The sequence below is a fragment of the Carboxylicivirga marina genome, assembly GCF_016612505.1.
GTDB classification, from domain to species: Bacteria; Bacteroidota; Bacteroidia; order Bacteroidales; family Marinilabiliaceae; genus Carboxylicivirga; species Carboxylicivirga marina.
Genome location: NZ_JAENRR010000019.1, coordinates 32,706 through 44,007 on the forward strand (window position 1 = coordinate 32,706; position 11,302 = coordinate 44,007).

Genomic DNA, 11,302 nt, shown 5'->3' on the forward strand with positions numbered 1-11,302 from the left:
TATCGATGGCCATTTTATTTATAGTGTTATCTATGATTTAGAAAAACAAGACAGCTCCAATCTGCAGGTATTCTGTTTTAGAGTCTGAATCTTCAATAATATCTACCAAACCCCAATTGTATTTGGCCTCAATACCAAATTTTAAAACTTTTACACCTAGGCCTAAGTGCATACCCGCATCAAAAGTAGAAACGTCCATGCCGTCAACTTCTTGGCCATTGACTTCAAATTTACCAGCGACTTTAATAGCTCCGCTTACTCCTCCTAAACCGTATACTGGACCTAGTTTTACACGAAGGGCAATGGGGATGTTAATATAATGAAGTTTGAGTTCGCCGACTATATCTTCATTAAATAGCTCTAATAAATTCTTTTTCCCATTTACCTGATAATATTCAATACCAGAATCAAGCTTTAAAATACTTACGCCAATGTTATTGCTCTTAAAGAAGCCGGCATAGAAGCCGTTTGAATCATCTGATAAGTCAACACCGTCAATAGCGATAAAACTACTTTGCCATCCTGCGCGTATTCCTTTTCCATCCGGACCTTCGCCTTTTACATTTGATGTAAAGCCTAGCATGGCAATTGCCAGGCAGATAAATAATACTCGTTTCATAGTTATCAAATTAAGTTGATTATTAATAATTCTTCAATATAATCAATCAAATGTCGAAAGTAAAGAGACTAAGGTGTTCATTTGCTATATTTTACTCAATAGATAGCTAAAAAGAAAGGCCAGACTTATTAAAGCCTGACCTGCTAGATTTGGGTATCTCGTTGTTTAGAACATATATGTCTTAGATGCCAAATAGCTTAAATCCTAATGAAAAAGTTAATACATCAGTTTTTTGACCAATATCTACTTTTGAAATATCCTTCATTCCCCATTCGTAACGAACATCTGCTGTAAGTCTCCAGAATTCTAATCCGGCACCAGCCTGGAAAGTCCAGTTAGCAGTTTCAACATCATCGTATCCTGGTAAATCGGTTTTTGTTTGAGCATTAAAAGATGCAACCGGACCAGCAACACCATATATACTTGCCACCTTTAAATCAAGCAAGCGAAGGTTGACTAATAGTGGAATGTCCCAGGTATGAAATGTTATTTTTTCGTTTGCGTTGACTATCTGATCAAGCTCTTGAGTCATGTAAGATATATCACTTTGCTTCTTAGCATAGTACAATTCAGGCTGAAAAGTAAGGTTGCCAATAAGCCTTAACCTACCATACGCACCAAACAAAAAGCCGCTATTTGCTTCGTTTTTAATAGTTTCTCCATCTGGTATATCACTAAGGTTTATCTTTGTTGAGTTAAAGCCTGTTTTTAAGCCAATGGCGATGCGATCTTGAGCTGAAAGTGTACTTACTACTAAGGTAATGGCAATAAGTATAATTGCTTTTTTCATTTTATAGGTTTTTAATAATTATCAAGTTAGTTCATAAGTATGACACCTGTTGAAAGAACTACACTTATGAAGTTTTTTGTAAGGATTCATATTAAATGACGACTGATGTGATAAAGGTTGAATTATCAAGTAATTATACTATGAAAAAAATATTAGTTTTTTTAAGTGTATTCCTGTTTATGGTAAGCAATGTTAAAGCCCAGGAAGGTATCGGTATTAATGAAAAGGCCCCATTATTTAAAGCAGAAGATCAGAATGGGCTAACGATTGATTTATCAAAGGAACTCGAAAAGGGGAAGGTTGTGTTGATGTTTTATCGTGGACAGTGGTGTCCTTATTGTAATCGTTATATGGCAGCATTGCAAGATTCCATTCATTTGATCAAAGATAAAGGTGCCCAGGTTATTGCTGTTACACCCGAACGGCATGAGGAAATTGATAAAACAATAGAAAAGTCAGGAGCAAGTTTTTCCGTTATCTATGATGAAGGACACCAGATAATGGATAATTACAAGGTGACTTTTACCATGAGTAAAACAAAGTTTACAGCTTATACCGCCTATGGAATTAATGTTAATAAAGCCAGTGGTAATGATGATAGAGCTTTGCCTGTACCAGCAACCTATATAATCTCAAAGGACGGCGTTGTAATTCATCGTCATTTTGATACAAATTATAAAAGCAGAATGACAATTAAGGAAATACTGAACTATCTTTAAGATGATTGTTGTTTTGTACGATATTGCTCATCAAGTTCAAGAACCAGGTAATTTGTGTTATTAATAAAGAGGATGAGTGATGTTGACTCAGGATCGCCTTCATAATGGCTTACCTTTTTGATTAAGGTTATCATGTAATAATCCCAGTCAGTTTCGCAGCAGTTAGATGAGCAATTTGTATTGGTGAAATTAATGGTGCCATCTAAATCAGCAGAGTAAGCACCTCCACATGAATGCGTTGATAAATGCAAGCTAAAGGCATCTTGCTTGGGAAAAGAAATTTTAACAGGGTTTTGCTCTTTTGTATCAGAAAATGGAAAATCAGGAGTGTTGACCTCGTTGACTGAATACGAATATTTAAAATGATTTTTTTGCGTTATATAAGTTGTTGGATCGCAACTTAGAAGCAGAACTGTGCAAATAAACAAAAAGGTCTTGGAGGTTGAGCTTAGCATGTTTAGGTTTTTGTATATATAGACAGTTGCAAATATAAACGGTTGCTTCAACAATGTAAATAATTATTTTTCAGGAGGTGTAAATCGAAGTTTTAATTTAATTGAATCCTCCACGGGGAAGCCTTTGTCAGTTGCTGGTTGCCAGTTGACACCATTGCGAATAGCTCGAATAGTTTCAATGGAATAGTTTTCGCCAGGACTTCGTTTTATTTCAATATTTTTGATGTCGCCACGATGGTTGATGCTAATGATCAGTACCACATGTTCTTTTTTGCCTGTGCCATTTTTGGGATACCTGAGATTTTCCTCAATTTTCTCAATGTAATTATCAAGTCCGCCAATTGGACTTGCATGGATGAATTCTTCTACTTTTTTCTTTTCATCATCCGACGCTTCAATGGTTATAACTTCACTGAGAGTAGCGTATTCCTCTTCCAGTAAAAAGTTGATTGAATCTCTCGTTAAGGCTGTCGTTTCCTGAGGCATAAAGCCTGCATAACTTACATTAACAGGCCTGGAAGAATCACTTGCGGGAATGTACATTTGATAATGCCCTTCATTATTGGCAATGGTGCCCAGCTCGGTGCCTTGTAGTTGAATGCTTGCACCAGGTAACGGTTTATTGTTTTTATCTGCGACTTTGCCTCTAATAACCATCAATTCGTCTGATTTTGATTTGCTGGCATAGCCTCTTATTTTTCCGCCTTCAAGTGTGCCGTAGTCTACGCTCATTACTTCTTGTTCAACTCTGCTTATACTGCTTCTGGAGTTTGGTATCTGAAGCCTTAGTTCTTCTTCTCTGTCAATTTCAAATTCTTTTTTAGTTGTTAATGGTTGCGAAAGATTATTCCGTTTTGTACTTATTATATCTTCTTTATTATCAGGAGTAACACTTGTTGATGGAGGTTCACTTGCACTATACACAATATCAGCTTCGGCATTATCACCTTTTTCAGCTCTGATATCTGCTGGTTGTGTTTGCTCCTCCAATTGTTTCTTTAAAATTGGCTCATCAATTGGTAGTGTGCTTTCCGAAACCATTACAGGGTTATTGGGTAAGAAAAGCCAGAGTGTACTTATTATGCCAAAAAACATAATAACGGATGCTGCAGCATAAAAAACAGGGCGTTTCCATTGTTTTCGTTTTTGCCTTGTAATCTTTGTGCTTAAAATGTTTAAATCTTCAGATAGGGTATTGTCATTCAGTGAGGCTAAACCTTCTAGTGCATCGGCTTCAAAATCATCATTCAGCAGATTGCGCTCAAAGTTATGTGCTTCTTTTGTCGACATCTCTTTATTCAGATATCGCAAGAAGTCACTTGAGTTGTGATTAGCCTTATGTTGTTTTTTATTCTTCACCGTATGATTCAATACATAGTTTTAAATTCCGCTTTCCGTTTTGAATATAACTCTTAACTTTTTTGATGTCGAGTTGTAAATTATTACTAATCTCTTGATAGCAAAGTTCTTTAAAATAAAACAATTCAATGCAGGCTCGTTGATGTTCTCTTAATTTATTAAGGCATTCCTGCAATCGCTTATCCATTTCTTCGGGCTCCCAAGCTTCATTAGTATGATGCATATTTGCCGCTGTTTCCATAAATGACAGCTCATTTTTCTCAAATTCTTTGACTTTTTTAATCTGCGATTGCTGACTTCTTAATTGCATTAAGCAAAAATTCTTAGTCACCACATATAGCCAGGGTTTAAAATTATCCACTTGTTTAGTTAGAAGTTCTTTGCCTAACTTCTCATAAACTTCTATTACCGCGTCTTGTGCATCTTCTCGGTTCTTAAGGTATTTCAAGCAAACACCATAAACTAAGTGCATGTATTTTTCAAACAGCACTCCAAGTATGTCAATATTCCCCGATTGCTGAAATTCATTCAACAATTCCTCATCGCTTTTCTCCTTGTTTTTAAACCACTTAATTGTCATGTATTGCTTTGTAGAACTTAAAAGTAGAAAAATATTTAAAAACTTTTATGGAATCCAACATCCTCTCGCATCTCAATAGCAAAGAGTTTACATTTAAAACCTTACTAACATGAAAAAGTTAAGAGTATTATTTATTGTATTGATGACTGTGTTAACTGCTAATATTGAGGCACAAACACGGACTGTGACTGGAGTAATTACTGATGAGCAAGGGTCTGCGATTCCAGGTGTTTCTATTATTAGTAGAATCACTAATCAGTCAGCAATTTCTGACGTGCATGGTAAGTACGCCATTAAAGTATCAGGAAATAACGATGTACTGCGTTTTGCTTTTATCGGTATGAAAGCTGTTGAGGTGAAGGTAGAGTATAAATCCAAAGTGGATGTCACGATGGAAGCTGATGTTTGTGAAATGGAAGAAGTTGTGGTTGTTGGGTATGGAGTTCAGCGAAAAATGAGCATCAGCGGTGCAGTTTCAGGTGTTAAAATCAGGGGTAACAAAAGCCGAAAGCGAAGAGATAAAGCACAAAATAGTCAGGTTGCCTATTTGTCGCCGCCGAATTACGTTCATGAGTGTAGTAATGAAAATTACGCGACTATTTCAGAGAATGGATATAAAGAAGCTGTTAAACAACCGCTTTCAACGTTCTCAGTTGATGTTGACCGGGCATCGTATGCCAATGTGCGCCGTTTTTTAAATAATGGACAATTGCCACCACATGATGCAGTGCGTATTGAAGAGATGATCAATTATTTTGATTACGACTATCGTGAACCAGATGGTGATCATCCTTTTGGAGTGAAATCCGAAATGGCAGAATGTCCTTGGAATGACGAACATTATTTGCTCAAAGTTGGCCTTAAAGGTCAGGAAATTGATAAGGATAATTTACCTCCTTCTAATCTTGTTTTCTTAATTGATGTATCAGGTTCGATGAGTAGTTACAATAAATTGCCTTTGTTGAAATCTTCATTTCGATTATTAGTGAATGAACTAAGGCCCGAAGATTATGTGTCTATGGTTGTGTATGCCGGAGCAGCTGGCGTAGTTCTTGAACCAACATCAGGTGAAAATAAACAAGAGATATTGGCTGCATTGGACAAGCTCGAATCTGGCGGTTCTACGGCAGGTGGAGCTGGCTTGAAGCGAGCTTATGAATTGGCCAAAAAGAATTATCAGAAACATGCTAATAATCGAATTATATTGGCGACTGATGGTGATTTTAATGTAGGCTTCCGATCCAACGAAGCAATGGAAGATTTGGTTGCTAAAGAGCGTGATAGTGGTATATACATGACCGTTCTGGGTTTTGGTATGGGTAACTATAAAGATGATCGAATGGAGGTTATAGCCAATAAAGGAAATGGCAACTATGCTTACATTGATAACCTACAGGAGGCACAGAAAATATTAGTAAGTGAGTTTGGAGGTACTTTATTTACTATTGCTAAAGATGTGAAGTTTCAGATAGAATTTAACCCTGCAAAAGTGTTAGGCTATCGTTTGATAGGTTATGAAAATCGTTTATTAAATGATGAGGACTTTAATGATGATAGCAAGGATGCAGGTGAAATAGGCGCTGGTCATACTGTAACTGCTTTGTATGAAATAATACCAGTAGGTGCGCGTGATGGCAAAAAATGGGTGAAAAAGGTTGATAAGCTAAAGTACCAGCAAACGCACGAACCTAAATTATCATTATCAGATGAATGGCTCACTTTGAAATTACGATACAAAAAACCAGATGCCAAAGAGAGTGTTTTGATAACGCAAACGCTTAAGGGTAAGATGAAGACATACAAAAACGCAAGTGAGGACTTTCGATTTGCTGCTTCTGTTGCTGGTTTTGGAATGCTGTTACGCGAATCGCCATATATGGGTGATATCAATTATAAGCGTATTTCAGATATGGCATCATTGTCAAAAGGTAAAGATGAAGAAGGCTATAAGGCCGAAATGCTTCGCTTAATTAATATTGCTGAATCGTTGAATGCCAGTATGGCAAGTAGATAGGCATATGAGATGGTAATACATTGGTGTTCTGTTTGGAAAAATAGAACCCTTCTGTATTTTTGTAGCCATCTATAACGAGATTAAACAAAAAGAATGGAAGCAACTGAGTATTTAGCATTTTTGCCTTTATTGATTTATGGTATAGCTCTGGCTGATTTGTTTGGTGAATGGAAGCGTTTGCTTGAACCCAAAGGCGTGTTTATCCCTTATTTGCTTTTTACGGTATTACTAACCGAAACGGCTGTTTATAATGTTTTTGCTTATGCTGAACTGGTTGGAGATCTTCAAAACCTGCATTATTACGATTATCTGGTAAAGTTGCTTCCGCCATTCTTGTTTATGCTGACGGTTAATGTGTTTACACCGGAGCAAGGCGATAACACGAAAACCTACTTCATGAAGCAAATGCCAAACTTCTTCTCAATGTTATCAGCTTTTATGGCCACACATTTCTTTTACGATTTTGGCGAAGATCAGTTGACGGTTATATTACGTGCTTTTGGTGTTGTGTTGGTACTCGGTGCTGGTTTTTCCAGAAAGATATGGATGAGTTATTTGGTGGTTGCTTTTTGGTTTATCTCCATCTATTTCAGAGCTGGTTTTACCATTAACCTATAGGATGGATAAAAAAAAGCGTTCTCCGATAAAGAGAACGCTGTATTGAATGCGATTTAATTTCTTTGTTTAAGGCTTAATCTTTAGTTTGTAATTCTTGATGTTCATAACCTGCCTGAGCAATGTCTTGCCAATAGTTTGGGTACGATTTGGTAATCACCATCGGGTTATCGATAAGTAAATTCGGGAACTTAATAACAGCAGGTGCAAAAGCCATTGCCATACGATGATCTTTATAGGTGTCAATTACAATTGGCTCTTCTGAAGAAATAGTTTCTTTTTCGCCATTCCAGCTTAAGTCATCAACATCATTTGTTGATAATTTATAGCCCATTTTTTTGAGCTCATTTATTAAGGCGGTAATACGATCTGTTTCTTTTATTTTAAGTGTTTGCAGGCCGGTAAAATGAAATGGTTTATCCATTAAACAGCAGGTGACCGCTAAAGTTTGAGCTAAATCTGGCTCATTAATAAAGTTATAGGTAAACTTTTTAGCTTTAGTCCCAATATTACTTAAGAATGTGCCTTTTTGTGAGAATTTCGTTTTGACACCAAGTACCTCAAACATGGCCTTAATATTTGAGTCGCCTTGCAAACTTATTTTCTTTAATCCCTTAAGGTTAATGCTTAATTCGGGATTTAGTGCTGCTATTTCATACCAATAACTGGCTGCACTCCAATCTGATTCAGCTGTTGCAACTTTTGGTTGATAGTGTCCTTCTGGAACGGTAATTACATTGTCTTTCCAATGGCTCTCAACACCAAAATCCTTCATTAGTGCTAGGGTCATTTCAAGATATGGCAGCGAAATAATATCACCTGTTAAAGTAAGTTTTAGTCCGTTTTCAATTGTTGGGGCAATCATTAATAGGGCTGAAATATATTGGCTGCTAACGTTTCCGGGAAGTTCGAGTTCGCCCCCTTCAAGGTTGCTGCCAAATATGCGTAATGGAGGATATCCTTCTTTTTCGATATATTCAATTTTAGCACCCAACTGGTTTAAAGCATCAACCAATGTTTTAATTGGCCGCTCTTTCATGCGCGATGAACCAGTTAACACCCATTCGCCAACAATCTTCGATAAAAAAGCCGTTAAAAAACGCATAGAAGTGCCAGCAGCTCCAACATCAAATGTAGTGCTGTTTGAGTTTAAAACCCCCAGCATGGCTTTAGTGTCATCACTGTCAGATAAGTTTTTAATCTCGTATGGACTGTAACTTAAAGCATTAAGTAATAATAAGCGGTTACTTATGCTTTTTGATGATGGCAATTGTATTTGTATATCTCCTGAAACCTTATTGTGTGCTAATTTATATTGCATGGCAAGTGATTGTTAATGTGTTAAAAGCGAATGTTCACTTTATCTCTGAATGGACTGGTTTAGCTTACAGTGTTATTTGATGTTACAGTAAAAATGTAAGGAATCAAATATTTCATCTTTACTGGCCTGACAATTAATTTGAATTTTCCCGATTTCCTCTAATAGTGTAAAGTTAATGCGGTTTGAATCATTCTTCTTGTCATGCGTCATTAGGCGATAAAGCTCGTCAAAGTGATCTTTTGTAAACTCAAAATGACCAAATATGCTTTCTAACTGATTGGCTATGGACATTACCTGTGGCATTGGAAAGCCAAGGCGTATGTGCGATAAATATAATTCGCAAATCATTCCAAAGGCTACTGCGTACCCATGTAAAACAGCACGATTTTCGTGCATGGCCAAACTTTCAAAGGCATGACCAAAAGTATGGCCAAAGTTCAGCGCCTTGCGAATATGGTTTTCTAAAGGATCATTCTGTACAAAGTGATCCTTTATACGAATCGAATCTGCAACGAGCTCTTTAAGTTGTGAGTAGTCCGGATTGAAAATGTCAAAATCCTTTAGCTGATCCCATCTGTCGGCTGAATAAATAAAGGCATGTTTAATCATCTCGGCAAAGCCCGATACGATGTTTTCCTTGTCTAAAGTATCTAAAAAACTGGTTTCAATAAGAACTGCAGTAGCCTGGTTAAAAACACCTACTTCATTTTTAAAGCCTTCGAAATTGATGCCGGTTTTCCCACCTATAGATGCATCAACTTGTGCCAGTAAAGTCGTTGGTATGTTTATAAATTGTATTCCTCTTTTGAATGTTGATGCTGCAAATCCGCCTAAATCACAAGGCATGCCACCGCCAAGGGTGATAAGTAGTGATTTTCTATCGGCACCGCCATGGCTTAATAGATGCCACACTTTTGCTAATGTCTCAACACCTTTATTGTGATCTCCTGAGGGTATAATAACAGTTCGTTCAGGTGATAAGCCCACAACCTCTTTGATTTTCGGATAGCACATCTCATAGGCTGTTTCATCTGATAGAAGAAAGACCTTGTCGTGTGGAAAGCCACTGATGAAATACTCAATATCTTTCTTTAAATCTTCAGCAATGAAAACATTCGACTCTTTAGATAATAAGGGAAACATTCTTAAAATTTAATGATAAAACAAGCTACCTGTAACAAATGTATGAGTTGGGTATCAAATCAATTTTTGTGTTTTGCTTTGATGCATGCAAAAATAGTTATTTTTAGCAATTGAAACGATGTTTTTACTTGTCTTTACCTAAAAGTATTAAACTGTGAGTTTAGATAGGTGATAAATGTCATATTGTAAGCTGAGCATCTGTTTTATTCATTCAAGTTAATTAAAAATGACCATCAAGTTTGACAATAAAAATAGGGCAAAAAGAATAAGTACAACATTACGAATTATTGTAATGATTGCTATTGTGGCAATTGGGGCTAATTATTTGTGGTTTGAAACCCGTGATAAAACCATTGAGATGTTGTTGTGGATATTTCTAATTGCCATTGTAGTACTGTATTACATTGGGGGTTTTTGTTATGTTGAAGTTGAGGGTGATCAGTCCAAACTGGATGTGAAATATTATAATTTGTTTCCTTTTTGGCGCGAATACAAACGTATTATGATTCCTGTCGATCGAATTAAATATGTTAAAGTACGAGGTGGATTAGGTATTGTTGGTGCAGGTTTATTAATTTGTGGTAGAATTAAAGGAAGAATAGCTATGTTTCCGACTGTGGGCTTAAGTGCTGTTGATAAAAAGCAACTTATCGAACTCAGGAGGTACGCAGCAATTGTTTCCAAGGCTTAAACAAAAAAAATGTTGCACTAATGCGAAGTGTTTTAATAGTAATAGTGTTGTTGTGTAACTGCTACCTTTTATCTGCGCAGTTTAGTAATTCAGACTGGTATATAAGTCCGAAAATATCTTTTGCTGACTTTAGTGATCGGCACGATTGGGATGGATACAGCATTAAAAAAGTGCCTCCAATTTCTATTGCAGCTGAAAAAGGACTTGCTGATTTTTTAAGCGTAGGTGGTTTAGTAGGTTATAGTCGCGATGAATATCAGAATGATACGCTTGCTGCTAACGTTCATATCTATTCTGACCTGGTTTTGGGAGGCAATGCCAATGTGCATTTTGCCGGCTGGATTGAAGAATGGACTGATTACAAGGTTTTTCTTGGCGATTGGGATTTTTACGCTGGTTTAAGTCTGCTTTTTAAATGGAATAGAGCGGAGGATAATATTTATTACCCTGTGGGGATAGATAATATTCAAACCGAAACATCAAAATCTTTTGATATCAAGATTAGACCCTTAGTGGGGGTGCGCTATTTTGTAACCGATAACTTTTGTATGTTACTCGAAGTTGGTAATGGTAATATAGGTGTTGTTACTACTGGTATTACTTTCAGAATACCCCAGAACAATTATTGATCCTCTCAGGCTAGCTTGACAACAATCGACCCTTATAAGGAACTATAGCAGTCATAGGTAAGGGATGATGATGGTATAGCGTAAGGAATATCATCGGTCAAGCATAAGGAACTGGCGTTGTCAATTATTTGGGATGATTTGCTTTCATATGTTGGAACTCTGCTTTGATTTTAAAGTAAGGTGGTGCTTTGATACAAGTAACATCACACTTTTTGGGAAGCATGCTGTTACTTCATAAAAAGTTGCCTTATACTTTTGTGAAAGTTAGGTGTTACTTTTTCTCAAGTATGACTAAGCTTTTATACTTCCGTCTTCCGTCATAAAACAATCTGTGTTTAATCTGCGCCATCTGCTGTTTCAAACAAAA

The 11,302-nt window shown here is 36.6% G+C and carries 12 protein-coding genes; 5 read left to right on the forward strand and 7 right to left on the reverse strand.

What is annotated here, in order from left to right:
* Nucleotides 1-37: 37 nt before the first annotated feature.
* Nucleotides 38-619: an outer membrane beta-barrel protein gene (locus JIV24_RS09880; protein WP_200464869.1), complete on the reverse strand. Its 582-nt coding sequence runs from the start codon at nucleotides 617-619 to the stop codon at nucleotides 38-40.
* Between the two features lie 181 nt (nucleotides 620-800).
* Nucleotides 801-1,409, reverse strand: a complete 609-nt coding sequence (locus tag JIV24_RS09885; RefSeq protein WP_200464870.1) for a porin family protein — start codon at nucleotides 1,407-1,409, stop codon at nucleotides 801-803.
* 140 nt (nucleotides 1,410-1,549) lie between these two features.
* Here JIV24_RS09885 and JIV24_RS09890 point away from each other — a divergent pair, with 140 nt between their 5' ends.
* Nucleotides 1,550-2,128: a peroxiredoxin-like family protein gene (locus tag JIV24_RS09890; protein WP_200464871.1), complete on the forward strand. Its 579-nt coding sequence runs from the start codon at nucleotides 1,550-1,552 to the stop codon at nucleotides 2,126-2,128.
* Here JIV24_RS09890 and JIV24_RS09895 read toward each other — a convergent pair.
* From JIV24_RS09895 to JIV24_RS09905, 3 genes are all read right to left on the reverse strand, one after another.
* A complete protein-coding gene (locus JIV24_RS09895) occupies nucleotides 2,125-2,583 on the reverse strand; it encodes a hypothetical protein (RefSeq protein ID WP_200464872.1) in 459 nt (152 codons plus the stop codon). The genes JIV24_RS09890 and JIV24_RS09895 overlap by 4 nt on opposite strands.
* Before the next feature lie 63 nt (nucleotides 2,584-2,646).
* Nucleotides 2,647-3,942 carry a carboxypeptidase-like regulatory domain-containing protein gene (locus JIV24_RS22790; RefSeq protein ID WP_200464873.1) on the reverse strand — a complete coding sequence of 432 codons (1,296 nt, stop codon included), beginning with the start codon at nucleotides 3,940-3,942 and terminating at the stop codon, nucleotides 2,647-2,649.
* Nucleotides 3,932-4,522, reverse strand: a complete 591-nt coding sequence (locus tag JIV24_RS09905; RefSeq protein ID WP_200464874.1) for an RNA polymerase sigma factor — start codon at nucleotides 4,520-4,522, stop codon at nucleotides 3,932-3,934. The genes JIV24_RS22790 and JIV24_RS09905 overlap by 11 nt, the downstream gene beginning before the upstream one ends.
* A 109-nt stretch (nucleotides 4,523-4,631) precedes the next feature.
* Between JIV24_RS09905 and JIV24_RS09910 the strand changes: the two genes are divergently transcribed.
* The gene (locus JIV24_RS09910) at nucleotides 4,632-6,536 is read left to right on the forward strand and encodes a vWA domain-containing protein (protein WP_200464875.1); all 1,905 of its coding nucleotides are present in this window, start codon (nucleotides 4,632-4,634) and stop codon (nucleotides 6,534-6,536) included.
* Nucleotides 6,537-6,629: 93 nt separating this feature from the next.
* Entirely contained in the window at nucleotides 6,630-7,154 is a 525-nt protein-coding gene (locus tag JIV24_RS09915; RefSeq protein WP_200464876.1) for a hypothetical protein, read from the forward strand.
* 73 nt (nucleotides 7,155-7,227) lie between these two features.
* Here JIV24_RS09915 and JIV24_RS09920 read toward each other — a convergent pair whose 3' ends face one another.
* Together JIV24_RS09920 and aroB are read right to left on the reverse strand one after the other, a co-directional pair.
* A complete protein-coding gene (locus tag JIV24_RS09920) occupies nucleotides 7,228-8,472 on the reverse strand; it encodes a 3-phosphoshikimate 1-carboxyvinyltransferase (RefSeq protein WP_200464877.1) in 1,245 nt (414 codons plus the stop codon).
* Nucleotides 8,473-8,544: 72 nt separating this feature from the next.
* Nucleotides 8,545-9,615: a 3-dehydroquinate synthase gene (aroB, locus tag JIV24_RS09925; protein ID WP_200464878.1), complete on the reverse strand. Its 1,071-nt coding sequence runs from the start codon at nucleotides 9,613-9,615 to the stop codon at nucleotides 8,545-8,547.
* A 226-nt stretch (nucleotides 9,616-9,841) separates the two neighbouring features.
* Between aroB and JIV24_RS09930 the strand changes: the two genes are divergently transcribed.
* On the forward strand, nucleotides 9,842-10,306 hold the full coding sequence (locus tag JIV24_RS09930) for a hypothetical protein (protein WP_200464879.1): 465 nt from the start codon (nucleotides 9,842-9,844) through the stop codon (nucleotides 10,304-10,306).
* A gap of 20 nt (nucleotides 10,307-10,326) precedes the next feature.
* Nucleotides 10,327-10,935 (forward strand): hypothetical protein, encoded by a 609-nt coding sequence (locus JIV24_RS09935; RefSeq protein ID WP_200464880.1) that lies wholly within the window; start codon nucleotides 10,327-10,329, stop codon nucleotides 10,933-10,935.
* Nucleotides 10,936-11,302: the final 367 nt, after the last annotated feature.

Coding starts and splice junctions, on each gene's coding strand:
- JIV24_RS09905 (WP_200464874.1), bottom strand. CDS start 4,522: ATGACAATTAAGTGGTTTAAAAACAAGGAGAAAAGCGATGAGGAATTG.
- JIV24_RS09890 (WP_200464871.1), top strand. CDS start 1,550: ATGAAAAAAATATTAGTTTTTTTAAGTGTATTCCTGTTTATGGTAAGC.
- JIV24_RS09915 (WP_200464876.1), top strand. CDS start 6,630: ATGGAAGCAACTGAGTATTTAGCATTTTTGCCTTTATTGATTTATGGT.
- JIV24_RS09930 (WP_200464879.1), top strand. CDS start 9,842: ATGACCATCAAGTTTGACAATAAAAATAGGGCAAAAAGAATAAGTACA.
- JIV24_RS09910 (WP_200464875.1), top strand. CDS start 4,632: ATGAAAAAGTTAAGAGTATTATTTATTGTATTGATGACTGTGTTAACT.
- JIV24_RS09935 (WP_200464880.1), top strand. CDS start 10,327: ATGCGAAGTGTTTTAATAGTAATAGTGTTGTTGTGTAACTGCTACCTT.
- aroB (WP_200464878.1), bottom strand. CDS start 9,615: ATGTTTCCCTTATTATCTAAAGAGTCGAATGTTTTCATTGCTGAAGAT.
- JIV24_RS09920 (WP_200464877.1), bottom strand. CDS start 8,472: ATGCAATATAAATTAGCACACAATAAGGTTTCAGGAGATATACAAATA.
- JIV24_RS09885 (WP_200464870.1), bottom strand. CDS start 1,409: ATGAAAAAAGCAATTATACTTATTGCCATTACCTTAGTAGTAAGTACA.
- JIV24_RS09880 (WP_200464869.1), bottom strand. CDS start 619: ATGAAACGAGTATTATTTATCTGCCTGGCAATTGCCATGCTAGGCTTT.
- JIV24_RS09895 (WP_200464872.1), bottom strand. CDS start 2,583: ATGCTAAGCTCAACCTCCAAGACCTTTTTGTTTATTTGCACAGTTCTG.